The organism is Nonomuraea jiangxiensis, assembly GCF_900099965.1.
Lineage (GTDB): Bacteria > Actinomycetota > Actinomycetes > Streptosporangiales > Streptosporangiaceae > Nonomuraea > Nonomuraea jiangxiensis.
In genome coordinates, this window is record NZ_FNDJ01000007.1 from 26,251 (window position 1) to 51,292 (window position 25,042).

Below are 25,042 nucleotides of genomic sequence, written 5' to 3' on the forward strand. Positions count from 1 at the left end.
GTATCCGGGCCCCACAGTGATCGCTCCGAGGTTAAGATCATCGAGTTAGGTTAGCCTTACCTGATTCTTCTTCGGGGGTGCCATCGCAGTGCGGCTCTACGTGACGGCGCTCAAGCCGACCGACTCCGTGACGGACGGCTTCCTGCCGGCGGCTCGCGCGCTGGGGTGCGAGGTGACGATCCTGACGGATCGGCCGGAGCGGCATCCGCACGCGGTGCGGTGCGACGTGCGCGACCCGCGGGCCCTGATCGACGCCATCGAGGACCTCGGCCGGCCGGACGCGATCTTCTCCAACTCCGACCACCTGCAGGTGGAGACTGCGCTGGCGGCGTCGTATTTCGGGCTGCCCGGCAAGGACTGGCGGGCCTGCGCGGCGGCCAAGAACAAGTTCCTGATGCGACGCCGGCTCCTCCAGGCGGGGGTGGAACAGGTCTTCTCGGTACGGCTCGCGCCGGGTGACCCGGTGCCGGCGCGGGTGCCGTACCCGGTCGTGTTGAAGCCCCGCGAGGGGGTGGCCAGCGAGGACGTCATGCTGGTCGAGCGGGACCTTGCGAGCGCCGTGGCCGAGGTCGGGCGGCGGCGGCCGGGCGAGGCGCTGGTCGTGGAGGAGTATCTCGAAGGGCCGCTGCGCACGCTGGAGACCCTGGGGGACGCCGACGGGGAGCGGGTGCTCGGGGGGTTCCAGACGACCTTGGGAGCCCTGCCGTACTTCGTGGAGGAACGGCTGGACTGGGCGCCCGACGGGCCGCATGAGCACGTGCTGGCGGCGTTGCGGGCGTTGGGGGTGGGGTTCGGGGCCTGCCACACCGAGTACGTGGTCACCGCCGGCGGACCTCGCGTCGTCGAGGTGAACTACCGGGCGATCGGGGATCATTGCGACTTCCTGCTGGGGGAACTGCTCGGGGTGCCCTTGTTCGAGTGGATCCTGCGGGTGCATCTCGGAGAGCCCGTACCTCCGATCCCCGAAATATCCGGGCATGGGAGCGCGGTCAGCGTGCTCGCGGACCGGCCGGGCACGGTCAAGGCGGCCCCGGGGCACGAAACCGCCGTCAGCGGTGACGTGCGGTTGTGGCACCGGCCGCTGCTCGGCGTGGGCGACCCGGTCTCCATCACCCATACGAACCGGGACTATCTGGGCGTCGTACGAGCGGTCGGGCCCGATCGGGAGCGGGTGGACGCGGCCATCGAGGATTACCGGGCCGCCCGGCCCTGGGTGGTCGAATGAGCGGCCGCGAGGCCTATCTGGCGGCCCGGGTGCTGGACGCCCTGCTGCGCGAGAACTACGGCGGGCTGGCCGCGCGGATCACCAGGACCAGGGACGGCGTCGGGCTGCCGCTGGCGGACGGGCGGTGGGTACGCCTGTCGCCGGGCGTGCTCTTCCAGGACTTCGTGGTCGCGCAGGACGAGCGGCTCGGGCTGGAACAGGTCCTGGAGACCCTGGTGGAGGTGGCCGACCCGGCCGACGCCGACGGGGTGGCCGCCTTCTTCGAGGAGTGCCTGGCGGCCCTGACGGCCCTGGAGCTGCACGACGCGCGGGCGGGTGAGGTGCTCGGTGGGCGGCCCTCCTTGGAGACGCTGGCCGCGTGCCTCGATCATCCGGTCTACCCGACCTCCCGGGCGCGGGTGGGGCTGTCGGAGGACGAGCTGCTGGCCTACGCGCCCGAGTTCGCGCCCACGTTCCGGCTGCGGTGGGCGGCGGTGCCGCGGCGGGCGCTCGCGCCGGGCTCCGCCGACCGCCTCCCGGACGACGTGGCGCCGGGTTGGGCGGTCGGGGACGACGAGGTGCTGTTCCCGGTGCATCCGCTGGCCGTGGCCGAGGTGCGGAAGATCGCCGGGGTGCGGGTGCTGACGGAGGCCGCGGTCGGCGTGCGGCCCACCCTGTCCATGCGTACCGTCGAGGTCGGGCCCCGCCTCCACCTGAAGCTGCCGCTGCCGATCAGCACGCTGGGGGTCCGCAACCGGCGCTCGATCAGGCCGGGCACGCTTGCGGACGGGGCCAGGGCGGAGTGGCTGCTGCGCGAGCTGGCGGACCCGGACGTGCTGGTCGCCGACGAGCAGACATATGCGCAGGCCGGGCACGAGTTCCTGGCCTGGATGGTCCGGCGGCTGCCCGAGGGGCGGATCGTGCCGGTCGCCGCGCTCAACGCCCCGGGGGTGCTCGACGAGCTGAGCGACGTGCTGCCCGGCTACCTGCGGCTGCTGCTGCGCTGGAACGTACGGCTCTTCGTGCGCTACGGCGTGGCCCTGGAGGCGCACCAGCAGAACCTCGCCCTGGTCCTTTCCGGCGACCGTATGCGGCTGCTGGTCAAGGACAATGACGGGCTGCTGGCCGCGCCGTCGCGACTGGCCGCCGCCGGGATCGCGGTGCCGGAGTTCGCGGACCGGCGGATGCTGAACGACGACCCGCACGCGCTCGCCGACGTGTTCGTCACGATCACGCTGCACCTGGCCGCGGCCTCGGTGGTGTTCGGGGCGATGCCGCGGGCCAGGGCGGCGGCGCTGCTGCGCGACACGCTGGCCGAGGCCCTCGACGAGTACGGCGACGACCCCATGGCCAGGCTCCTGCGGGCCAGGACACTCGACGCCGCCCGGCTGACCGGCAAATCGATGATCACCGCGGGGACCCTCGTGGCCAAGGAACGTTCGGGCGCGCGCGACGTCAACAAGTTCTACGGCACCAGCGGGCCCAACTACCTGAGGAGAGCTTGAATGCCTGGACTGGCCATCGACGCGCCCTCCGCCGTGGCCGAGGAGGCGACGCTGGCGGCCCTGCTGCGCTGTTGCGTGCGGGAGGTGGCCGGGCCGCGCGGCCTGGTCTGGCCGGCGCCGCCGTACGTGCTGCTGCGGGTGGCGGGCGTGCTGCTGCGGGCCCGTACCCACGGCGGCGCGGCACTGCGCTTCGACGGCGCGCCGGAGCGGCTCGACGGCGGGGCCTGGCGGCCGCTGACGACCGGCGAGCTGATCGGATTGGCCGAGACCGACCTGCGGGAGACCACGGGGCACAATGCGGAGTTCGCCGGGCAGGTGGCCGCCAGCAGGGACGCGATGGCCGCGATCCTGTCGGCCCGCGCCGGGCGGATGCCGCCGGCCGATCCGTGGCTGGCCTCCGAGCAGGCGCTCGTGTTCGGGCATCCCTTCCATCCCAGTCCCAAGGCGCGTGGCGGGGACGGCTGGTTGCGGTACGCGCCCGAGACCCATGCCGAGTTCCCCCTCAGGCTGCTCGGCGTGCGCGAGGACGTCGTGGCGGCCGACGGGGACGTGTCCGCGCTGGACGCGCTGGGGGACGCGCCCGCCGGGTTCCGGGTGCTGCCCGCGCATCCCTGGCAGCTCGAACTGCTGCGGCCCGCGCTCGGGGCCGAGCTGGTCGATCTGGGACCGGGGCCGGTGGCGCGGCCGACCTCGTCCGTACGGACGGTGTACGTGCCGGCGGCGGAGGTGTGCCTGAAGTTCTCCCTGGACGTGCGGATCACGAACTGCGTGCGGAAGAACGCCTGGTACGAGCTGGCCGGGGCGGTGGACCTGACCGCACGGCTCGAACCGATCTTCGAGAAGGTGGCCGGGGTTCATCCCGGGACCCGCTGGCTGCCCGAGCCCGGCTACCGCACGGCGGCCCTCGGCACGAGGCTGCACGAGGGTCTCGGGGTGATCGTCAGGCGGAGCCCCTGGTCGGTGTGCGGGCCCGGCGTCACCCCGGTCCTGGCCGCCGCGCTCACCCTGGACGCCCCGGCCGGGGAGCCGTTCGCCTGGTGGTCGGCGTACGTCACCGTGGTGGCGTTGCCGGTGCTGGAGCTGTACTTCACGCACGGTGTCGTGCTGGAGTGCCATCTGCAGAACGTCCTGGTCGGCCTGGACCCGGCCGGGATGCCGGCGCGGGCCGTCTTCCGTGACCTGGAGGGCGTCAAGCTCGTCGCGGGCCGCCACGACCTCGGCGGCCTGCACCCCGACGTAGCCGGAGCCCTCACCCACGACGCCGAGCGCGGCTGGGCCAGGGTGGTCTACTGCCTGCTCGTCAACCACCTCACCGAGATCGCCGCCACCCTCGCGGGCCCCGACGACGAACTGCTGCGCGAATTGTGGCGGATCGCCCGCGGCCTGCTCTCCCGGCAGGCCGACGCGCTGGGCCGGCCGCCGTGGCTGCTTGACCTGCTGGCCGGGGCGCCACTGCCGGCCAAGGCCAACCTGGGCGTGCGCTGGGCCAGGGCGGCCGATCGGACCGCCGGTTACGTGCCGATCGGGAATCCGCTCGCATGATCGGCCCGCGCGTCCTGGACGCGGCTTTGCGCCTGCCCACGGCCCCCGCCTACCTCTACGACCTGCCGGCGCTGGACGAGCACGCCGCGGCCGTGCGGCGGGCGATGGGGGCGACCGAGCTGTACTACGCCGTCAAGGCCAACCCGGACGCCGAGTTGCTGCGGGTGCTGGCCGCGCACGTGGACGGGTGGGAGGTCTCGTCGGGGGGCGAGCACGCGCACGTCACGAGCCTGTTCCCGGGCATGCCGGTGGCGCTGGGCGGGCCCGGCAAGACCGACGCCGAGCTGCGCCTGCCACACCACCGCATCCACGTCGAGTCCCCGAACGAGCTGCGCCGCCTGGTCGCCACCGGCCTGCGGGCCGACGTGCTGCTCCGGCTGAACCCGGACCTGCCCGTCGAGGGCGCGGCGCTGACCATGAGCGGGCCGTTCGGCATGGACGAGGACGGCGCGGCGGAGTGCCTGGCGCTCTTCACCGACCGCGTACGGCTGCGCGGCCTGCACACCCACCTGGCCAGCGGTCTGGACGCGGGGCAGCTGATCGGGCTGGCGGGCGCGTTGCTGGACGGCGACTACGAGGAGGTCAACCTGGGGGGCGGCATGGCGGTCTCGTATGCCGCGCCCGACACCCGGTTCGACTGGGAGGCGTACGGGGCCGGGCTGGCGGCGCTGCGCGGCGGGCGGCGGCTGCGGATCGAGCCGGGCCGGGCGCTGACCGCCTACTGTGGCTACTACGTCACCAAGGTCGTGGACGTGAAGCGGGTGCGCGGCCAGGCGTACGCGGTGCTGCTCGGCGGCACCCATCACCTGCGGACCCCGGTGACCAAGGGCCACGACCAGCCCGTCACCGTCGTCCCCACCGGCCTGGGGCGGGGGCCGGCCGACGAGCCGGTCACGTTCGTCGGCCAGCTGTGCACCCCGAAGGATGTTTTCGCCCGAAATATCGTGACGACTGTCCGCGTCGGGGACACCGTGGTCTTCGAGATGGCCGGCGCCTACGCCTGGAACATCTCCCACCACGACTTCCTCATGCATCCGAAGCCGGCGTTCCACTATCTAGCGGGGTGACCGCCTCGATGAGCGCGACCAGGCCGTCGGCGTCGAGCAGGTCGACCGGGCGCACGGTCCGGTTGGCGCGGACGTAGTGAAAGGCCGCCCGCACCTTCTCCAGCGGCACGCCCGCCAGGTGCGACCAGGCCAGCCGGTAGGCGGCCAGCTGCACGGTGGCGGCCCTGGCGGCCTTGCCCCTGGGCGGGGTCCCGGTCTTCCAGTCGACGACCTCGTAGCCGCCGTCGGGCAGCTCGAACACGGCGTCCATCCGGCCGCGCACCACCCGATCGGCGATCATGGTCTCGAACGGCACCTCGAGATCCACCGGCCGCTGGTCGGCCCACTCGCTCTCCTCGAACCGCTCCTGCAGCTCCGCCAGGCGTACGTCGGCCTCTTCGAGCTCGTCGTACAGCTCGATGTCGTCGATCAGCCGCTGCTGGTCCCAGCGCGTCTCCAGCCACTTGTGGAACGACGTGCCGCGGCGGGCCAGCGGCGCGGGCTTGACCGGGACCGGCCGGCGGATCCTGCGGGCCAGCTCGCGCGGGTCGGCGGCCAGCGTGACCAGTGACGACACGGTCAGCTTGGCCGGCAGCTCGACGATCGTGGCGGGCTTGCGGCGGTGCATCTCGCGCTCGCGCAGCAGCAGCTCGGTGTCGCGTTCCCAGGCCCGCAGGCGCTCCTCTTCGTACGCCCGCAATGGCTCCTCCTCGTCACCGGTCGCGAGCGTGCCCGCCAGGGCGTCCTCGACCAGCCGGGCGCCGTCGAGCACGGACTCGTAGCGCAGGCCCTCGGGCGTGACCGGCCAGATGGCCTCGGCGGGCTCGGCGAGCAGCGGGTTGGTGGCGCCCTCCGCCAGGTCCTCGGCCCAGAACGCGACCCGGTCGGCGGTGTCGCGGATCTCCAGCAGGAAGTCGGAGGGCTCCAGCGGCTTGGTGGCGGTGCCCCAGCGGTAGCCGGAGGCGATCAGGTGGTAGTGGGCGCGGGTGACGGCCACGTAGGCCAGCCTGCGCTCCTCCATCAGGTCGCGGTCGCGGCACTGTTCGTCGAACGCGGCCAGCTCTTCCTTGCTCAGCCCGGCCAGCCGGGGCAGGTCGGCGGCGTCGCCGCGCAGGGCGTAGGGCAGCTTGCGGGGATTTTCGGTCCAGCGGCTGTTCATCACGGGGGTGGCGGGGAACATGCTGCCCGTCGCGATCGTCCCCTTCGAGCTGACGAGCTGCGACAGGCCCGGCACCACCACGATCGGCCACTCCAGGCCCTTGGAGGCGTGCACGGTCATCAGCTTGACGCTGTTGCTCTCTCCCACCCGGCCCGCCTCCAGGCCGAACTCCTCGGTCTCCGCCGCCTGGAGATAGGCCAGGAACGCCCCGAGCGTCGGATCCTCCGCGTCGCCCGCGAACCGGGAGGCGGAGTCGAGGAACGCGTCGAGGTCGGCCCGCGCGGCGAACGCGCCGGCGTTGCCGCTGCGGGCGGCCACCTCGACGTCCAGGCCGAGCCTGCGCTCCACCTCGGTGATCAGGTCGGGCAGCGGCTGCGCGGTGTGGGCACGCAGCTGGCGCAGCTCGTGGGCGAGCGGGACGAGCCGGGTGCGGGCCAGCGGCGAGAGCGGCTCCAGCCACTCCGCCCGGTCGGGCAGCTCGTCCAGGGCGTCGATCAGGCTGCCGCGTTCCCCGGCCATGTCGGCCACCACCTGGTCGAGCGGGTCCTCCTCGCGATGGCTCTCGCTCAGCTCGCGGGCCAGCTCCCTGGCGTGCTCGCCCAGCACCCGCAGGTCGGCCGGGCCGATCCGCCAGCGCGGCCCGGCCAGCAGCCTGGCCAGCGCGTCGCCGGCCGTCGGGTCGTACAGGACGCGGAGCGTGGCGACGATGTCGTTGACCTCGGGCACGGTCAGCAGGCCGCCGAGACCGACCACCTCGACCGGGATGTCCCGCGCTTCGAGCGCCCGGCGCAGCGCCGGGAACTGCGAGCGTTTCCTGGCCAGGATCGCCACGTCCTGGGGCTGGACGGCGAGCGTCTTCTTCCGCTCCTTCTCGCCCCACGGCATGCCGTCGGGGGCGACCTCCTGGCCGAGGATCCTGGCTATGCCGTCGGCGATCCAGCCGGCCTCGTCGTCGGCGGTCTCGTGGAAGGCGCAGGTGACGCGGCCACGCTCCACCCGGTTGGGGCCGGGGACCAGGACGGGGACCTCGCGGGCCTCCATGCGGAGCGGCAGCTGCACGCGGGCGGCGACGTCGAGGACGCGGTCGCCGTTGCGGAAGCTGACGCTGAGCTGGCGCACCTCCGCGGGATCGCCGGTGCTGGTCCGGAAGTCCCTGGGGAAGCGCCGCAGGTTGCCGGCGGAGGCGCCGCGCCAGCCGTAGATCGACTGGCACGGGTCGCCGACGGCCGTGACCGGGTGGCCGCCGCCGTAGAGGGAGCGGAGCAGGACGAGCTGGGCGTGGCTGGTGTCCTGGTATTCGTCCAGCAGGACCACGGAGTAGCGCGAGCGTTCCATCTCGCCCACCTCCTTGTGGTTCGCGGCGATCCTGGCGGCCAGCGACATCTGGTCGCCGTAGTCGATGACCTCGCGGCCGCGCTTGAGCCGCTCGTACGCCTCCACCAGCGGCAGCAACTGCTCCCTGGCCGCGTGGACGCTGACCGGCCGGCCCTGCGCGGCCACCCGCCGGCCCGGCAGGGCGTCGTAGCGCTCCCGCAGCCACTCCCCCACCCGGCGCACGTCGGAGGCGGTGCGCAGGTGCTCGGACAGCTCGCCGGCCAGCTCCAGCACGGCGGCCGTGACCGAGGGCGGGCCCAGCTCGATCTTGTCCATCGGCCCGTCGTACATCGCCACCACCCGCGAGGCGAGCTGCCACGACACGGCCGGGGTGACCAGGCGCATGGTGGGCTCCAGGCCCTCGCGCAGCGCGTGGTCGGTGACCAGGCGGGCGGCGTAGGCGTGGTAGGTGGAGACGGTCGGCTCGTTGTCCACCGTGCCGGGCTCGGCCAGACCAGCCTCCGCCAGGCCGTTGAGCCGCTCCCTGACCCGGGTGGCCAGCTCGGCGGCGGCCTTGCGGGTGAACGTCAGGCCGAGCACGTTTTCCGGCTTGACCAGGCCGTTGGCCACGAGCCAGACCACCCGTCCCGCCATGGTCTCGCTCTTGCCCGAGCCGGCGCCCGCCATGACGACCATCGGCTCCAGCGGGGACTCGATGACCTCGGCCTGCTCGCGGGTGGGGGGCAGGATGCCGAGCTTGTCGGCGAGCTCGACGGGGGTCAGCACACCTGGCCCCCGTTGTCGTTGACCGGGCAGCTCGCCCTGGCCGCGCACGTGCGGCAGCCGTCGTTGACCTTGGCCTGGAAGAACGGGCCCGACATGCCGGTCGCCACCGTGTCGACCAGGTCCTTGGCCCAGCCAGGGTCCCTGTCCTCGGCCAGCGCGCCCTGCGTCTGCTCCAGGGCGGCGTTCTTGCCCGCCGCCTTGCCGAGCTGCACCAGCGCGGCACCGCCCGGCTCGGTCATGCCGTGCCGGGCGAAGGCCCCGAGCAGCGCGGCGAGCTGGTAGACGCCGAGCTGCGGGTGGCGGTCGAGATCTCCGGCCTTGGGCTTGGAGCCGCCGGTCTTGAGGTCGATGATCACCGCGCGGCCGTCCTCGTCGCTCTCCACGCGGTCGACCCGGCCCTTGATCTGCACGCCTTCGGAGACCATGGCGATGAAGGACTCCTCCAGGGCCTTCAGCTCGCGCGGGTTGTCCTTCTGCCAGCGCAGGAACTTGCCGATCATCTGCTCGGCGACCTGGCGCTGCTTGCGGTTGTACCAGGTGCCGCCGAAGTCGAGCTCGCCCCAGATCCGGTCGAGGCGGTCGCCCAGCAGGTCCTCGCTGGGCAGGTCGGTGGCGGCCAGCACGGCCAGCGCGTGGATGACGTTGCCCAGGCCCTGCGCGGTGCTGGTGCCCGCGGCGCCGACCGCGGTCTCCAGGAGCCAGCGCAGGCCGCACTTGGTGAAGCTCTCGACCGCCGAGGGCGAGATGCTCACGATGTCGTCGGGCCAGCTCAGCGGGCGGTCGTCGGAGATGGGGGTCAGGGCGTACCAGTCGTTGGGGTGGGCGCCCTGGACGCCGGCGGCGGCCAGGCGGGCGAGCTGCCGCGCCGCCTCGCGCCGGACCGTCGCGGGCTTGGTGGGGTCGGTCACCGCGCTGCGGAGGTCGGCGACCAGGGCCGGCATGTTCAGCCAGCGCGCCCGGTCGTCGACCGTGGCCGACTCGACGGCGCCCGGCATCAGCTCCGTCAGGAACCTGGACGGCCGCTCGTCGGTGTCCTCGCCGCCCACCGCCGTCACCACCAGCCGGCGCCTGGCCCTGGTGACGGCCACGTAGAACAGCCTGCGCTCCTCGGCCAGCAGCTTGGAGGTCAGCGACGCGGCGCTCGGCTCCGCGCCCTCGACCACCTCGACGAGGTCCTCCACACCCAGCATCGACCCGCGCAGGCGCAGGTCGGGCCAGACCCCTTCCTGCACGCCGGCGACCACCACGACGTCCCATTCGAGGCCCTTGGAGCGGTGGGCGGTCAGCACGCGTACGGCGTCGCCGTCGGGAGCCCGGTCGGCCAGCGTGTCGCCGGGGATCTCCTGGGCCGCCAGGTCGTCGATGAACACCTCCGGCCCCGCCTTGGGCATCCGGTCCACGAACCTGGCCGCGTGGTCGAACAGCGCCACCACGGCGTCGAGGTCGCGGTCGGCCTGGGCGCCCCTGGGGCCGCCCGACAGGCTCAGGTCGGTCCAGCGCTGGGCCAGGCCGCTGCCGTGCCACACGGCCCAGAGCAGGTCCTCCGCGGTGCCCTGCTCGCGAACGGCCTCCTTGGCGGCCTGCAGCAGCCTGGCGACGCGTTCGGCGGGCAGGGCGACGTGCGGCTCGATCCGGGTGAGCTCGCGCGGGTCCTGCACGGCCGCGACGAGCAACTCCCCGGACGACCGCGCCCCGGCACGGGAACCACCGTCGCCGGGCAGCGGCGCGGCCTGGGAGTCCTCGGGGGGCTGCGGCGCGGCCTGAGAGCCGTCGGCAAGCTTCGGCGGGGCCTCGGAGTCCCCGGGGGGCTGCGGCGCGGTCTGGGAGCCGTCGGCAGGCTGCGGCGGGGTCTCGGGGCCGTCGGCGGGCTGCGGGGTGGCGGTGGGGGGGTCGGCGTTCGTGGCCTCGTTCTCGGCGATCTTGAGGGCGCGGCGGAGGCGGCGTACGCCGATCATGTCCGTGCCGCCGAGCGGGCCCGTCAGCAGCTCCTCGGCCACCCCCTCGTCGAGCTGCGCGGGATCCATCGCCACCTTGAGCATCGTGAGCAGCGGCCGGACACCGGGCTCCTGGGCGATCGGCACCTCGTCGCCCGCGATCATCGTCGGCACGCCGGCGTTGACCAGCGCCCGCCGCAGCAGCGGCACCTGCCGCCGGGCCGAACGGACCAACACCGCCATGCGGTGCCACGGCACCCCGTCGATCAGGTGGGCACGGCGCAGCGTGTCGGCGACGATGGCCGCCTCCTGGCTGGTGCTGTCGGCCAGCAGCACGCGCGCCTCGCCCGCCTCGACCTCCGGCAGCGCCACCAGGTCGCGGTGACCATGCTCGTGGCCGTAGACGTGGTCGGGCCGGGGCGCGACGGGCAGGCGGGCGGCCACCCGGCGGGAGGCCTCCAGCAGGTCGGCGCCGCTCCTGCGGCACACCCGCAGCGCGAGCACGGGGGCCTCGCGGCCGTCACGGGTCGGGAAGCGCTCGGGGAACTTCATGATGCCGTGCACGTCGGCGCCACGGAAGCCGTAGATCGACTGGTCGGGGTCGCCCACCGCGACCAGGTCGCGCCCGTCGCCGGCCAGCTGGGCCAGCAGCAGCTCCTGCGCCGGGTCGGTGTCCTGGTATTCGTCCACGAAGATCGCGTCGTGCGCGGCCCGCTCACGCGCCCGCACCTCCGGCCTGGCCAGCAGCGCGGAGGCGGCCGCGACCAGCTCGGCGTAGTCGTAGGTCTCCTCCGGAGCAAGGTCGAACCTGTCCTGGTAGCGCTCGAAGAAGCGGCCGGCCGCCACCCAGTCGCTCCTGCCGTGCTGCCTGCCGAGCGCGACCAGGCGCTCGCCGTCGAGCCCGCGCTCGTTGGCCCTGGACAGGAAGTCGCGCAGCTCCTCGGCGAATCCGCGGGTCTTGAGCGGCTCGCGCAGCGACACCGGCCAGTCCAGCCCGCCGTTCTCCAGCTCGCCGTGGAGCAGCCGGCGGATCTCCAGCAGTTGCTCAGGCCCGGTGAGGAGCCGGGGCGGGGGCCTGCCGTCGAGCACCGCCTCGCGGCGCAGGAGCGCGTAGGCGTAGGAGTGGAAGGTCAGGGCGAGCGGGGTGCGGGTGGTGCGGCGCAGCCGGCCGGTGACGCGCTCGCGCAGCTCGCCCGCCGCCTTGCGGCTGAAGGTGAGGATGAGGACGCGCTCGGGGTCGAGGCCGCGGCGCTCGATCCTGTCGACCACGCTCTCCACGATCGTGGTGGTCTTGCCGGTGCCCGGACCAGCGAGGACGAGGAGGGGGCCGCTCTGGTGCTCGACCACGGCACGCTGGTGCTCATCCAGCACAGGGGGCTCAACTGGGCCGCCGCTGCCACGGCGCACCAACCGCCAGGTCTGACCACTCACAGCACTAGATTCCACCAGACCACAGGGGTAGATCGTGCCGACTTGCCCGGTCTCCCCACGCGAATCCGCCAACGTTACCCAGCTAGATATCAGGATTCTTCGCGACACGCCGGGCGCGTTGTTCGCCAAGGGCGTGGCCGCGCCTGGGGGCATCACGGCGACCTCTCCCCCAATCCGCGATATATCTTGACATGAGAGACACGAGATATATCGTGTTGGGCGTAGACCCGAGAACCGAGGGAGAGCGCGATGACGAGGACCGACAAGGGATACCGGGGCGTCGGCATGGAAGGCCCGATCGCCCGCTGGTACGCGACCAGCACCGCCAAGGACACCTCGAGGTTCGAGGCGCAGATCGACGCGGTCCGGCGGCTCGCCCCCGCCGGCGCGGAGATCCTCGAAGTGGCCCCGGGGCCCGGATACCTGTCCATCGCCCTGGCCGCGACCGGCGACTACACGGTCACGGGGCTCGACATCAGCGAGACCTTCGTAAGGATCGCCGGGGAGAAGGCCGCCGAGGCCGGGGTGGCGGCCGACTTCCGGCATGGGAACGCGTCGGCGATGCCGTTCGACGACGAGAGCTTCGACTTCATCGTCTGCTGCGCCGCGTTCAAGAACTTCTCCGACCCGGCCGGAGCGCTCCGCGAGATGCACCGGGTGCTGCGGCCGGGTGGCCGCGTGCTCATCAACGACTTGCGCAAGGACGTGTCCAAGGAGGCCGTGGCGGCCGACGTGGCGCGGATGCGGGCGGGGGCGCTCTCCAAGGTGTTCATCCGGTACGCGCTGCAGTCGTTCCTGCCGCGGCGGGCCTACCTGAAGGGCCAGTTGGAGGAGCTCGTCTCGCGTACCGACTTCCGTACGTGTGACATCCGGCAGTCGCCGCTGTCGCTGGACGTCGAACTCCAGAAGTGAACCGGCGCAGCTCCTCGCCCACGGAGTGTCGGCCCTTGTAACGTAGCGTCACGACACGCCCCACCGCGCGAGAGGCTGATCGCATGCGCTGGCTGGTCCACTCCGAGCGGACGCTGTACGCCGACCAGTGGCTGGACGTCCGGGTGGCGGATGTGGAGTTGCCCGACGGACGACATCTCGATCACCGCCTCGTACGCACCGCGCCCGGCGCCGGGGCCGTGGTCACCGACGACCGGGATCGGGTGCTGCTGCTCTGGCGGCACCGCTTCATCACCGACAGCTGGGGGTGGGAGATCCCGATCGGGCGCGTCGAGGACGGCGAGATGCCGGAGGCGGCGGCCGCCCGGGAGTTCGAGGAGGAGACCGGCTGGCGGCCGGGAAGGCTGCGCCCGATGCTCGCCATCCAGCCGACGAACGGCCTGTCCGACAGCCTGCACCACATCTACCGGGCCGACTCGGCCACCCGGATCGGGCCGCCCGCCGACCCCCACGAGGCCGAGCGGGTGGAATGGGTGCCCGTGGCCAGGATCCGCGAGCTGATCGACGGCGGCCACGTCGTGTGCGGGACCAGCCTGTCGGCCCTGCTCTACCTCCTGGTCGACCGCGTGCCCTGCGACGAGGCCCCGCGCGACCGGGACGGCCTCCCCGCCGCCGACCACGACCCCGGCCGCCGTTTCCTCCTGCCCGACCTGCCCGATCTCATCTGACCCGGCCCCTCACGCGGAGGGGCCGGGGTCAGGAGAAGACGTGGTCGACGACCCGGGCCGTGGCCTTGCCGTCGTCGCGTGGGGCGAACGTGGCGCGGAAGGCTTCGTAGCGGTCGGCGTGCTCGGCGGCCACCTGGTCGATCGAGCGCAGCGCCTCGATCACCTCCGCCGACGTGGACAGCACCGGACCGGGGGCCTGCTCCGCGAGGTCCAGGTAGACGCCCCGCTTCGTGGAGTATTTCTGCAGGTCGTAGCCGTACAGCACGATCGGCCGGCCGGTGCAGGCGAAGTCGAACATGACCGACGAGTAGTCCGTGACCAGGACGTCGGCCACCAGCAGCAGATCGGTCATGTCCGGATAAGTGGTGACGTCGCGGGCGATGTCGGGAACGGCGGGCATGGCCTGCATCGGGTGAGCGCGGACCAGGATCTCGTGGTCGGCCCCCAGCACCTGCCTGGCCTTGGCCAGGTCCAGTTTGACCATGGCGTTCTTGCGGTCGTAGTCCCGCCACGTCGGCGCGTACAGGATGACCCGCTTGCCCTTCACCAGGCCCAGGCGCTCGCGCACCGCCTCGGCCAGCTCGTCCCGGTCGGGCGAGTTGAGGACGTCGTTGCGGGGCAGCCCGCTCTCCAGGATCTCGCCCTTGTAGCCGAAGGCGCGCCGCAGCACCGGCGTGGCCCACGGGGACTGCGACAGCAGCAGGTCCCAGCCGCGTACCTCCGCCGCCTGGCGGTGCCAGATCGGGGGCTTGGGGTCGCGGGCCATGTGGGGCTGGTCGTTGCCGATGCGCTTGACCGGGGTCCCGTGCCACGCCTGCACCACGACCTGATCCTCGCGCGCCCTGAACCAGGCGGGCAGGAAGGAGTTGGTCACGATGTAGCGGGACCTGGCCAGGGCGGCGTGGTGCTCGCGGCTGCCGGCGCGTACGACGGTCGCGTTGCCCGGCGGCACGAACGCGCCGTCCTTGACGATCCAGATGTGCTCGCGGTCGTCACCGCGCCGCAGCCGCTCCTCGTAGATGGAGCGCACGCTGTCGGCGTAGAGGCGGCCGTCGTTGACCACGTAGACCGTCGCGTCGTTCAGCGGCTCCGTGCGCTGGGCCGGGTAGAAGACGCGGCGCAGGACGTGGGTGCCCGCCACGCCGCGCTCGTCCGCCGGCCTGGCCTCCTCGACCGTGATCACCGGCACGTCGAACCGCGTGGAGATCATGCGGTACGTCCGCTCGGCGAACGTACGCGGGTCCTCGTCGAGCCCCGGCAGGGCGGCGTGGTCCATGCGCAGCGGCACGATCTCGCCGGACGGGTGGCGGAGCGACATGTTCCAGGTGCCGGAGGCCAGCGGCACGGCGTCGCCGAAGCGGTCCATGGCCGCCGGCTCGACGCGTACGGTGAAGTCCGCCCCGGAGCGCTCCATCGGCAGCAGGTAGGACAGCCCCGAGCGGTGGCGCAACGTCAGCGTGCGGGGGCCGGGGCCGTCCGGGTAGTCGCCGCGCAGGACGAGCGTGGAACCTTCCCACACCGCCGAGGTGATCACCGGGCGGATGCGGTGGGCCGAGACGACGACGCGGTCGCGGCGGTCGCCGAGCACGGTGATCTCGCGGTCCCCCACGGGTGTGCGGGTCTCGACCAGGTCGGCGAGCATGACGGAGGCCGCCGGGTCGCCCTTGGGCTCGACCCAGAGCCGCCGCCCGTCCTTCTCCTGCAGCAGGGTCGGCACGGCCAGCCCCACCACGACCTCCGTGCCGCCCTCGACGGGCGTGAAGTCGGCGGCGATGCGGTGACCGCCCAGCCGGGCGTGGCCCTTGGTGACCGAGCGCCCGGGCAGGAAGATCTTGAGTTCGAGGCGCTCGCCGTCGACCGACACGCCTGACAGCTCGGCCCTGTTGGGCTGGAGCACGACCTGCAGCGCCCGGTCGGACGTCCAGACCGGCCTGACCCACCAGCCCGGCTTGAGCTTGCGCCCGGCGGGACGCTCGGGCCGGCCGACCGAGGAGCCGCGCAGCAGGCCGGTGGCCCGCGCCCCGCGGCTCCAGAACACGATCTCCGCCCGCCACGTCGTCGCGTCGGGCACCGAGGGCCGGTGCCGCATCCGGCGGCGCACAGCGGACACCGCACCGCGCACGCCGCCGCGCCAGCGCAGCGGCCACGGGCTCAGCTCGGCGGTGAAGCCGGACCAGTCGTAGTTGCAGCCCGGCTCACGCGCGCCGTGGGTGGCCTCGGGCGCGAGGACGCGGCGGGTGCGCATGCGGATGGGCGGCAGCCAGCGCGGCCCCCGCAGCACTACGGTCGCCCAGTTGAACCTGCGGCTGCGGACGGAGAGCCCGGCCAGGTAGGCGAAGCCGGTGACGCGCAGCTTGCCGTTGACCCAGACGATGTCGTCGATGTGGGTCACCGGCACCATGTCGGCGCGCCGCAGGCGGTAGAGGTCGGTCGGCAGCTCGTCGCGGAAGGGCAGGTCGGCGTACCAGCGCAGGCCCTTGCGGATGCGCTTGGACGGCTCGGCCGCCGCGGCCACGACCTTGGCGAGGGTCTCGCCTTCGACGAGCTCCTCGTCCGGGCGGTGCTCGATGAGGTGGCAGACAAGGCGCCGGGCGACCGGGAGGTCGCGTTTGACGCCCGCGTCCACCGCCGCCAGGTACGGGCGCACGAGGTCGAGCAGTTCGCGCCGCCGCGCGGGCCCGCGCTTGATCGCGAGGTCCATGCGCGCCCCCAGGGGGCCGCTGAGCACCTCGGCGTCGAAGGCCGCGTCGCGACCGCCGGGGCCGAGCGCTCGCATGACCGCTTCCAAGGGCTCGCCACGATCGCAAAGATCCTGGACAGCCTTCAGGCGGTCGGCGCGCGCATCGCCGCCCTGGCTCTGGGCTGGGACGCCGGTGGCCATAGGGAAGGCACCGCCTTTCGGGCCGCCGTCAGTGTTCTGCCCATGGTAATAGGAGTCACATGTCACGGATTCGCACGTTCTGCGAATGCGCAGGTCAAATGCCTTACTGAAAATCGCCTGAACGCCCGTCCCAGCGGGCCAGGCGCATGTCCACCCGCTCGCCGCGCAGCGGAGTGCCCTCCTCGCGCCAGTGGTCCAGGCAGCGTTGTACGTGGTCAGGCGCGGCACCGGTGCCGTCGGAGTGCACCACCCGCCACCACGGCACGCCGCCACCCCAGGTGGACATCACCTTGCCCACCTGGCGGGGGCCGCCCTCGCCCAGGTATTCGGCGATGTCGCCGTAGGCCATGACCTTGCCGGGCGGGATGCGCTCGACAAGGTCCAGCACCCGCTCGACGAAGGGGTTCACGGGCTCCATGCCGACGGCCCAGCGTCGATGATCTCGTCGAACTTGCCTATCTCCACGGCGCTGCCGCCCGTCAGGGCCTCGATGACGCCGTCGCGTACCGCGTAGACCTCGCCGTCCTCGCCCACGAGCCGGGCGCCGAGCACGGCCGACAGCCGCAGGAGCTGGGCCAGTTGCCAGTCGGAGCCCGGCTCGCCGACCAGCTGGCCCCGCCAGTGGGCCACCGCGTGCCGGCCGCCCCCATGCGGGGCCACAATCTCGTCAGATCCGCGCAGCTCGAAACCGGCCGGCGCGATGGCCCTCGCGAGCTCCGCGAAGGCGAGTGGCGATTCCCGCACCACCCGCAGCTCGTATCCCATGACGCGCGACCATAGCGGATCTTTACTCGTTGCGCTGACGGTGTTCGTCACTCTTGCGTTGGTTGAGGATGACTATCGCCCCGCAGAACGTGACGAGGGCCAGGAGCACGCCACCCCCGTACAACCCCAACCGCAGCGGGTCGGGGCCGGGGCGGCTCGGCATGGGCGAGTCCTCACCCTGCCCGAAGTGCTCCATCCCCGGCTCGACGGTGCGCCGCGCGCCGGTCAGCCGGTCGGCGGCGTTGAGTGCGGCGGCGGCGTCCACCACGCCGTATCCGGTCTGGTCGTCGTAGCCGGCGGCCGGCCTGCCCCTGCCGCTCATGGCCAGGGCCTGGGCCACCTGCTCGGGCGGCAGGCCGGGATGGCGGGCCTTGATGAGCGCGGCCACGCCCGACACGAGCGCGGCGGCCGAGCTGGTGCCCTCCGACAGCTCGTAGCCGGTCCCGCGCTTGACCACCGGCACCTCCATGCCGGGCGCGGAGACCAGCACGGACAGGTTGTCGCTGCTGAACGGGGCCCGCCGGCCCTGCTTGTCGGTGGCCGCCACGCCGATGACCCCCGGGTAGCCCGCGGGGAAGCTCCAGTAGGAGGTGGACTTCTCCTTGGCGTAGGTGGTCTGGCCGTCGTTGCCCACCGCCGCCACCAGGACCACGCCCTTGCCCAGGGCGTAGGAGACGGCCTCGCGCTCGGACCTGAGCGCGCCGTACGAGCCGATCGACATGCTGACGACCTGGGCGCCGTGGTTGGCGGCGTAGCGCAGGGCGCGGGCCAGCGGGCTCTCCGCGGTGGGCTGCTCGCCCTGCAGCGGCGCGTTGCCCAGATCCGGCTCGCCGTCGACGACCAGCGGCAGCGACAGGATGCGGGCCTCGGGGGCGACGCCGACGAACCCGTTCTCCGCGCCCGAGCCGGCGATCAGGCCGGCCATGGCGGTGCCGTGCCGGCCGGGCGCCACTACCCGGCTGGTCACGCCCGAGCTCATGTCGGGGCCCTCGGTCACGCGCCCGCGCAGTTCCTTGACCTGGCCGTCCACCGCGCTGTCCACGACGGCGACGGTGACCCCGGCGCCCTTGGTGACATTCCACGCCTGCTCGACGTTGAGCGCGTCGAGCACCCACTGCTGCTGGTCGCGGATGGGTTCGGCGGCGGGTCCCGCGAACACCAGCAGCGCGGCCGCCAGCGTGCGTACGACGGTCAGCACACGTTCCCCTGAGTGCAGGGCGGCACCTTGGGGGGGTCCGCCAGGAAGTAGGCGATCTGGTTGCCGATCGACTTGGCTGTCGGCCACAACTCGCTGTGCAGGATCTCCTCGGGCGGGATCGCGGCCCTGGTCCGCCCGTCGGCGTAGCCCGCCGTCGAGAACACCAGGTACGGTCCCGCGCCCACCCAGCCGGTGCGCTGGCGCTGCTCGGGCCCGAACCGCTCGGTCACCGTGCCGGGGAAGGCGACGGGCAGCACGCCGACGCGGTCGTCCTGGCCGAGCTCCTCGCCCGCCGAGACCCTGGACTCCTCGTCCTTGAGCACCGCCACGCCGACCGTGATGACGAACGAGGCCGTCTGGTCGACGTACGTGGCCCGCAGCATGGTCACGCAGCCGTGTTCCTCCAGCACGCCGGCCACGGAGGCGTCCACGCCCTTGCCGCACTCGGTCTCGGGTGCGATGCCGACGCGCCTGGCGTACTGCTGGGCCCGGTCGAGCCCGAGGTATTTCACCTCTTCCGGGAAAACCCCGGTGGCCGGCCAGGCCTCCCAGCGCCGGGCGATCTCCTCCTGCTTGTACTGGTTCTGCTCGTCGGGGGTCAGCGGGCGGGAACGGGTCTCGGTGAACAGGCCGACGGTTCCGAGTAGCACGACGACGGCCGACACGACCACGACGACGGTGAGCAGCGACACGAAGATGCGCCGGTAGCGAACGCCCTGTTCGAGCTGGAGCTGCTCGGCACGTTGCGCGGCGGCCGTGCGCTTGCGGGAGTCCGCCGCGGGCCAGGAACGCACCCGCGATCGGCGGCCGGTGGTGGCGCCGAGCGGGTTCTTCCGTTCCGGGGTGGACTCGTCCCCGGCGCGTGGTAGCCCTGAGGTCGACCTACGTGCGTTCACCACCGCCTCGTTCCGTGCTCCGTCGCCTCACCCGTGAGACGGCGCGGACGCCGGGGTCCGCCGCCTTCCGTGGCCGCTCGGCTCCCGCCGCCTTTCCGGGCGACGGCACTCCCTCGCCTTCGCATTGTGTCTATTTCGTCCCCCTTGGTGGACGGATCATGCGTCCTGTGCGCCGGACTCCCTGCGTACGCGTCTGACCAGGATGAATATGACCGCCAGGGACCCGAGCGCGCCGGCGGCCGCCGTGGCGGCGATGGCCGCGTAGACCGCGACGCGCCTCTCGTCCCTGGTGACGACCTTGATCGGGCCTGTCCGGCGGCGCGCCGCGGGCACGGCGGGGTCCTGGACCTGGGCGCCCGTCGCGGTGTCGGTGTGCCTGGCCAGCTTGCCGGCCTCGGCCAGGGCCCTGGCGGCGTTCACGACGCCGAAGCCGGTGCCGGTGTCGTAGCCGCCCGGCGGGCGGTCGACGGCACCGGCGGCCAGGGCGCGGGCCACGAGCGGGGGCGACATTTGCGGAAACTTTGCCCTGATGAGAGCCACCACCCCGGACACCAGCGCGGTGGCCTGCGAGGTGCCCCGGCCGACCCAGTACTGGCCGCCGGGACCGGCGCCCATGATGTCGACGCCGGGCGCGGCCACCAGCACGGAGGAGTTCCAGTTGGAGAACGTGGCTCTCCGCAGCCGCCGGTCCGTCGCCCCCACCGAGACCACCCCGGGAAAGGCGGCCGGATAGGAGTAGGGCGCGTAGTCACCGGAGATCTTCCTGTCGCCCTCGTTGCCCGCGGCGGCGACCAGCACGACGCCCTTGGCGATGGCGTAGCGGATGGCCGCCCGCTCCTCCCGGGTCGCCAGCTCCTTGGAGATCGACATGTTGATGACGTCAGCCCCCTCGTCCACCGCGTAGCGAATGCCGCGGGCCACCACGTCCTCGAAGCGCTCGGCCGAGTTGAATTCCCGGAAACCCGGCTCCTCGTCCTCAAGGATGACCCTTACTGACAGTACGTCCGCTTCGGGCGCCACGCCGATGATCCCCCGTTTTCCCTGATCACCGTGGCCGTGCCCAGCGATCAACGAGGCCATGTACGTGCCGTGCAGCCGGCGCGGCCTGGTCCCGGCGGGGTTCGCGCCTTCGGTGAAGTCCCGGCCCACCCGTACCGAGCCGACCAGGTCGCGGTGGCGGGGATCGACGCCCGAGTCGAGCACGGCCACCGTCACCCCGGCGCCCTTGCTGACCCGCCAGGCCTGGGGCAGTTGCAACGTCCTGATCACCGGCTGCTGCCCGCCGCGCACGTCGTCCGCCCACGCGGGCCCGGCGGACAGGAACGCGGTGGAAAGCGACACCGTGAACAGCGCCGCGACCGCCCGGCCCCGGCTCAGCACTGCCACTCCGCCGCCGTGCAGTCGGGCACCCTGGGCGTGCTCAGGTCATGCAGCACGCGCTCGGACATCTCGGTGGCGAAGGCGAACATGGCCGGCCGTGCCTCGCCCGCCGCGTCCGTGGGCCTGCCGTCCACCTGCCCGGCCGTGGTCAGCACCAGGTACGGGCCCGCCTGGCGGACCGACCCCGCCTGGCGCACCCCCGGAGTGAACCGGTCGGCCAGCGTGTCCTGGAAGGCGAGCGGCCGCAGGCCCGGCACGGGCTTGCCGGTGTCGGAGAAGGCGGACTTGGCGCGTACGGCGTCCGGCTCGCCGGGCAGCGCCACGACACCGATCGTGACGAGCACGCCCCGCAACGCGTCGATGTAGGTCGCCCGCAGCACGCCCCTGCACCCCGCCCTGCGCAGGGCCTTGACCGCCGTGGCGTCCACGGCGTCGCAGGCCGTCCGCGGGGAGATGCCGATCCGGCTGGCCTGCTCCTGCCCGCCCTGCTCGGCGGAGTACGGCAGTGTGGCGGGGAAGATACGGCCGGTGGGCCAGGTGCGCCAGCGCTCGGCGACCTCGCGCCTGGCCGCCGCGTTCAGTTCCGCGGCGCTCGGGCCGCGGGTGAGCTCGGTGCCCGCCACATCGGCCGCCACTCCGGCGGCCACCGCGCAGACCAGGGTCAACGCGGAGGCCACCACGAGCGTGGGCCAAGGACGGGCTGAGTTCACGCCATCGACCTTAATAGGGGCGTCCTGGGAGCTTCCCCGGAAACCCTTAGTAGCTGGGCAGGCTCGGGTCGACGGTCTTGACCCAGCTCAGCACGCCGCCGCCGACGTGCACGGCGTCGGAGAAGCCGGCGTTCTTGACGATCGCCAGCGCCTCGGCCGAGCGCGCACCGGACTTGCAGTGGAGCACGATGCGCTTGTCCTGCGGCAGCCGCTCCAGGGCCGAGCCGTTGAGGAACTCGCCCTTGGGGATCAGGGTGGCGCCGGGGATGGAGACGATCTCGTACTCGTTGGGCTCGCGGACGTCGACGAGGAAGATGTTCTCGCCGTTGTCCTGCATGGTCTTGAGCTCAAGGGCGGTGATCGTGGAGCCGCTGACGGCCTCCGCGGCCTCGTCGGAGATCGCGCCGCAGAACGCCTCGTAGTCCTCGAGCAGCTCGGTGACCGTCGGGTTCTTGCCGCACAGCACGCACTCGGGGTCCTTGCGGACCTTGACGTCGCGGTATTTCATCTCCAGGGCGTCATAGATCATCAGCCGGCCGACCAGCGGGTCGCCGATGCCGGTCAGCAGCTTGATGGCCTCGTTGACCTGGATGGAGCCGATCGACGCGCACAGCACGCCGAGCACGCCGCCCTCGGCGCACGACGGCACCATGCCGGGAGGCGGGGGCTCGGGGTAGAGGCAGCGGTAGCAGGGCCCGTGCTCGGCCCAGAACACGCTCGCCTGGCCGTCGAAGCGGTAGATCGAGCCCCAGACGTACGGCTTGCCGAGCAGCACCGCGGCGTCGTTCACCATGTAGCGGGTGGCGAAGTTGTCGGTGCCGTCGACGATGAGGTCGTAGCCGGAGAAGATCTCCATGACGTTGTCCGTGGTCAGGGCCTCGTTGTGGAGGATCACCTGAACCAGCGGGTTGATCTCGCGGACGGTCGCGGCGGCGCTCTCCGCCTTCGGCCGGCCCACGTCGGACTGGCCGTGGATGATCTGGCGCTGCAGGTTGGACTCATCGACCACGTCGAAGTCGATGATTCCGAGGGTGCCGACGCCCGCCGCCGCGAGGTACATCAGCGCGGGCGAGCCCAGGCCCCCGGCGCCCACACACAGCACCTTGGCGTTCTTCAGCCGCTTCTGCCCCGCCATTCCCACGTCGGGGATGATCAGGTGGCGCGAGTAGCGGCGCACTTCGTCGACGGTCAGCTCGGCGGCCGGCTCGACCAGCGGTGGCAACGACACTTTCTACGCTCCCGTTCCAGGGGTCTTGTCTCTCTGTGAAACCTAGTAGGTCAGTGGGGCATTCCCCGAGCCGGTCTCACCGATCAGCCGGCGTGCCTCCGCCGCCACGACCCGCGGGGTCTCCATCATCGCCACGTGTCCCGCCGTCGCCAGCAGCAGCAGTCTGACCTGCCGGAACGTACGCGCGGCCTTGGCCGCCATGGCGGGGCGGACGATGCGGTCGTGCCTGCCGTGCACGATCAGCGTCGGCGCCCGCACCTGGGCCGCCTGGTGCCAGAGGTTGTCCCGGCCGCGGCGGAAATACTCGGCCACGATGCCGCGGGCCGAGCCGACCATCGCCTCGCCGGCGTAGGGCAGGTCGTCCCGCCTGCGGAGCTCCTCGATGGCCTCGCGCATGCGCAGCGGGTGCACGCCGTTCGAGTCGGCCCAGACCATCGCATATGAGGCGGTGATCCGGTGCTCGGCCGGGACCAGGCGGAGCCTGCTCGCCAGCCATTCACCGAGTACGGGCACCGCGGCGGCGGCCACCCGCACCGGGCCGTACCTGGGGCGCAGGTCGGGCAGGGCCGGGGAGATGAGGGTGAGGGAGCGGACCAGGTCCGGGCGGGCGGCGGCCACCTTGACGGCGATGGCGCCGCCGAGCGAGTTGCCGAACAGGTGGGCCGGACCGGTGTATTCAAGCAGCTCCAGCACGGCCTTGGCCTGCCCGGAAACCGAGTAGTCGGCGTCCTTCGGGGCCGGGGAGAAACCGGCGCCGGGCAGGTCGATGGCGTGGCCGGTGACGACGTCCTTGAGCTCGTCCATGAGGTCGGTCCAGTTGGTGGCCGAACCGGTCAGCCCGTGGACGAAGACCGCCTGCTCCCGGGGGCCGGGCCGCTCCAGGAGACCTGCCGGTTCCTGGTGATCTGCCCGTTCCCGAGGGGTCGGACCGGTGGATCGGACGTACACCGAGCCGAGCATGCGTCCCGGCCAGTGCGGGATCGGCTCTCCTGCCATGCTTCAGCCTCCTTCCTCCCTCCACGATAAGCATCGCGCCCGAGCGCCCTGGGCAATGGACAATCTGGCCAAAGGGGGGCATATAGGCATGTTCCTCTGCATAGATCCCTAATGGATCTCATCACTGGCCAAGGGTGCGGCAAAGGCTGCCGTTCACCGTTTATGGCAGTCACGGCCGGAAAGTATCTCCACCAGCGGTACCCGGCGTGACACCGCGGCCACTCACCGTCAACGGTGAGACAGGCCAGAAATTCGGGCACGGCCGGGCACCGCGCAATGCAGCCGGCATCTTTCAGGGGGGTGACGCGACGCCATCCCTCCAGACAATGATGGCGCCGCCGCGCCCGAAAACGCATCTCGCCGAACATGCCGCTGTGCGCCGGCATGCCATGACGAAATCGACGGCGAGTACGAATGCCGCCGGCCTGACAAGCAGGCCGACCAATGCCGCCGCCATGCAGGTGTTCCGTGAACGTACGCGCCTGGAGCGACTCCACAGGCGACGTCCGAAGACTCCACTTATCCGGCGACTCCGATAAAGAACTACGGTCGGGCGAGACGATCAACGCCACCGCGATCGCCGCACCAATTGTGACACAATCGGACATATCATGCCATTTCATTTGATAGATGTTTAACGCAAGCAATAAGATCGTTAATGCATAGCAAAATAGGATGATTCCTGTTTGCTCGACCGGTGCCTCGGAAATGACATTCAGCGGATGACTCCTCAGTAGCCGTCCAGGACTTGTTTCGGAGTAAATCCGGAAACGTCGAGAACGGGGCAACCGATCCTTTAGGGGGAAAACGCAATGCCCGAGCTCAAGAGTGTTATGGCAGGCCTCGCCATCAGTACGCTGCTGACCGGCGGCGTGGTCGGCATGGGCGCGACCGCGGCCGGTGCCACCACCCAGTTCACCACCGGTACGTCTGTCCTCGCCAGCGACGGCGACGACGACTTCGGCGACGACTTCGGCGGCGACGGCTTCGGTGACATCGTCGACTTCGGCGACTCCGGCCGCCGCAACAACGATGGCATCGGCTTCGGCGGCTTCGGTGGCTTCGGCGGCCACGGCTTCGGCCACCGCTGCCACCGTGGCGGTTGGGGTGGAGGTGGATGGGGCCGCCGCGGCGGGCACCACGGCGACATCTGCGTCAACGTCACCAACGACAACATCAACGACACCCGCTCCGACCGGCGTGACTTCAGGCACGACGACCGGCGCGACCACGAGAGGCGCAACTTCAAGAACAAGCACACCAGGCACCACCACCACCGGTAAGTCGCAGACTAACCATGTGCTGAGGAAACAGGGATGAGTTCCCGCATCCCCCGCGTGGTCGTTGCTCACGAAGGCGTGGATTCGACCGGTGGATGTCGGGCTTTCGGGTACGACCCGCGTTCTAGGCGCGGTTCAGCCTGAGATTCATTTCTGCGCGTCTCCACG

At 72.0% G+C, this 25,042-nt stretch carries 18 protein-coding genes; 7 read left to right on the forward strand and 11 right to left on the reverse strand.

What is annotated here, in order from left to right; translation table 11 throughout:
* Positions 1-88: 88 nt before the first annotated feature.
* Genes BLS95_RS16660 through BLS95_RS16675 form a run of 4 tightly spaced genes read left to right on the forward strand, consistent with a single transcriptional unit; the run spans position 89 to position 5,318 of the window.
* Positions 89-1,225, forward strand: coding sequence for an ATP-grasp domain-containing protein (locus BLS95_RS16660; RefSeq protein WP_090932132.1), 1,137 nt, complete (start codon positions 89-91; stop codon positions 1,223-1,225).
* Entirely contained in the window at positions 1,222-2,709 is a 1,488-nt protein-coding gene (locus BLS95_RS16665; protein WP_090932134.1) for an IucA/IucC family protein, read from the forward strand. Before BLS95_RS16660 ends, BLS95_RS16665 begins: the two co-directional genes overlap by 4 nt.
* Entirely contained in the window at positions 2,710-4,251 is a 1,542-nt protein-coding gene (locus tag BLS95_RS16670) for an IucA/IucC family protein (RefSeq protein WP_090932136.1), read from the forward strand.
* Positions 4,248-5,318 carry a type III PLP-dependent enzyme domain-containing protein gene (locus BLS95_RS16675; protein WP_090932138.1) on the forward strand — a complete coding sequence of 357 codons (1,071 nt, stop codon included), beginning with the start codon at positions 4,248-4,250 and terminating at the stop codon, positions 5,316-5,318. Before BLS95_RS16670 ends, BLS95_RS16675 begins: the two co-directional genes overlap by 4 nt.
* On the opposite strand, the gene BLS95_RS16680 is transcribed toward BLS95_RS16675, so the two are convergent.
* On the reverse strand, positions 5,278-8,556 hold the full coding sequence (locus tag BLS95_RS16680; RefSeq protein WP_090932140.1) for an ATP-dependent helicase: 3,279 nt from the start codon (positions 8,554-8,556) through the stop codon (positions 5,278-5,280). The two genes, BLS95_RS16675 and BLS95_RS16680, sit on opposite strands and share 41 nt — an antisense overlap.
* Positions 8,550-11,861, reverse strand: coding sequence for an ATP-dependent DNA helicase (locus BLS95_RS16685; RefSeq protein ID WP_090932141.1), 3,312 nt, complete (start codon positions 11,859-11,861; stop codon positions 8,550-8,552). The genes BLS95_RS16680 and BLS95_RS16685 overlap by 7 nt, the downstream gene beginning before the upstream one ends.
* A 309-nt stretch (positions 11,862-12,170) precedes the next feature.
* Here BLS95_RS16685 and BLS95_RS16690 point away from each other — a divergent pair, with 309 nt between their 5' ends.
* Positions 12,171-12,833: a class I SAM-dependent methyltransferase gene (locus BLS95_RS16690; protein ID WP_090932143.1), complete on the forward strand. Its 663-nt coding sequence runs from the start codon at positions 12,171-12,173 to the stop codon at positions 12,831-12,833.
* An 83-nt stretch (positions 12,834-12,916) separates the two neighbouring features.
* On the forward strand, positions 12,917-13,540 hold the full coding sequence (locus tag BLS95_RS16695; protein ID WP_090932145.1) for an NUDIX hydrolase: 624 nt from the start codon (positions 12,917-12,919) through the stop codon (positions 13,538-13,540).
* A 28-nt stretch (positions 13,541-13,568) separates the two neighbouring features.
* Here the strand turns inward: BLS95_RS16695 and BLS95_RS16700 are convergent, their stop codons facing one another.
* The 9 genes from BLS95_RS16700 to BLS95_RS16740 form a co-directional block, all read right to left on the reverse strand.
* On the reverse strand, positions 13,569-16,316 hold the full coding sequence (locus BLS95_RS16700) for a CDP-glycerol glycerophosphotransferase family protein (protein ID WP_090932147.1): 2,748 nt from the start codon (positions 16,314-16,316) through the stop codon (positions 13,569-13,571).
* Positions 16,317-16,524: 208 nt separating this feature from the next.
* Positions 16,525-16,839, reverse strand: coding sequence for an MGMT family protein (locus BLS95_RS16705; RefSeq protein ID WP_090932149.1), 315 nt, complete (start codon positions 16,837-16,839; stop codon positions 16,525-16,527).
* Positions 16,827-17,186: a hypothetical protein gene (locus tag BLS95_RS16710; RefSeq protein WP_090932151.1), complete on the reverse strand. Its 360-nt coding sequence runs from the start codon at positions 17,184-17,186 to the stop codon at positions 16,827-16,829. Before BLS95_RS16710 ends, BLS95_RS16705 begins: the two co-directional genes overlap by 13 nt.
* Before the next feature lie 22 nt (positions 17,187-17,208).
* Positions 17,209-18,384: a S8 family peptidase gene (locus BLS95_RS16715; RefSeq protein WP_090932154.1), complete on the reverse strand. Its 1,176-nt coding sequence runs from the start codon at positions 18,382-18,384 to the stop codon at positions 17,209-17,211.
* A complete protein-coding gene (locus tag BLS95_RS16720; RefSeq protein ID WP_245765096.1) occupies positions 18,378-19,280 on the reverse strand; it encodes a hypothetical protein in 903 nt (300 codons plus the stop codon). Before BLS95_RS16720 ends, BLS95_RS16715 begins: the two co-directional genes overlap by 7 nt.
* 156 nt (positions 19,281-19,436) lie before the next feature.
* Positions 19,437-20,666 (reverse strand): S8 family serine peptidase, encoded by a 1,230-nt coding sequence (locus tag BLS95_RS16725; RefSeq protein ID WP_245765097.1) that lies wholly within the window; start codon positions 20,664-20,666, stop codon positions 19,437-19,439.
* Positions 20,654-21,370: a hypothetical protein gene (locus tag BLS95_RS16730; RefSeq protein ID WP_245765098.1), complete on the reverse strand. Its 717-nt coding sequence runs from the start codon at positions 21,368-21,370 to the stop codon at positions 20,654-20,656. The genes BLS95_RS16725 and BLS95_RS16730 overlap by 13 nt, the downstream gene beginning before the upstream one ends.
* 46 nt (positions 21,371-21,416) lie before the next feature.
* On the reverse strand, positions 21,417-22,598 hold the full coding sequence (gene moeZ, locus BLS95_RS16735; protein ID WP_090932162.1) for an adenylyltransferase/sulfurtransferase MoeZ: 1,182 nt from the start codon (positions 22,596-22,598) through the stop codon (positions 21,417-21,419).
* A gap of 42 nt (positions 22,599-22,640) precedes the next feature.
* Positions 22,641-23,594: an alpha/beta fold hydrolase gene (locus tag BLS95_RS16740; RefSeq protein ID WP_090932164.1), complete on the reverse strand. Its 954-nt coding sequence runs from the start codon at positions 23,592-23,594 to the stop codon at positions 22,641-22,643.
* 833 nt (positions 23,595-24,427) lie between these two features.
* On the opposite strand from BLS95_RS16740, the gene BLS95_RS55710 reads away from it, so the two are divergent.
* Positions 24,428-24,877 (forward strand): hypothetical protein, encoded by a 450-nt coding sequence (locus BLS95_RS55710; RefSeq protein ID WP_090932166.1) that lies wholly within the window; start codon positions 24,428-24,430, stop codon positions 24,875-24,877.
* The last annotated feature ends 165 nt before the right edge of the window (positions 24,878-25,042 follow it).

What these genes read in the sequence shown, in the direction of transcription:
- BLS95_RS16665 (WP_090932134.1), top strand. Translation starts at nt 1,222, where the DNA reads ATGAGCGGCCGCGAGGCCTATCTGGCGGCCCGGGTGCTGGACGCCCTG.
- BLS95_RS16670 (WP_090932136.1), top strand. Translation starts at nt 2,710, where the DNA reads ATGCCTGGACTGGCCATCGACGCGCCCTCCGCCGTGGCCGAGGAGGCG.
- BLS95_RS16675 (WP_090932138.1), top strand. Translation starts at nt 4,248, where the DNA reads ATGATCGGCCCGCGCGTCCTGGACGCGGCTTTGCGCCTGCCCACGGCC.
- BLS95_RS16690 (WP_090932143.1), top strand. Translation starts at nt 12,171, where the DNA reads ATGACGAGGACCGACAAGGGATACCGGGGCGTCGGCATGGAAGGCCCG.
- BLS95_RS16695 (WP_090932145.1), top strand. Translation starts at nt 12,917, where the DNA reads ATGCGCTGGCTGGTCCACTCCGAGCGGACGCTGTACGCCGACCAGTGG.
- BLS95_RS16700 (WP_090932147.1), bottom strand. Translation starts at nt 16,316, where the DNA reads ATGCGAGCGCTCGGCCCCGGCGGTCGCGACGCGGCCTTCGACGCCGAG.
- BLS95_RS16705 (WP_090932149.1), bottom strand. Translation starts at nt 16,839, where the DNA reads ATGGAGCCCGTGAACCCCTTCGTCGAGCGGGTGCTGGACCTTGTCGAG.
- BLS95_RS16710 (WP_090932151.1), bottom strand. Translation starts at nt 17,186, where the DNA reads ATGGGATACGAGCTGCGGGTGGTGCGGGAATCGCCACTCGCCTTCGCG.
- BLS95_RS16740 (WP_090932164.1), bottom strand. Translation starts at nt 23,594, where the DNA reads ATGGCAGGAGAGCCGATCCCGCACTGGCCGGGACGCATGCTCGGCTCG.
- BLS95_RS55710 (WP_090932166.1), top strand. Translation starts at nt 24,428, where the DNA reads ATGGCAGGCCTCGCCATCAGTACGCTGCTGACCGGCGGCGTGGTCGGC.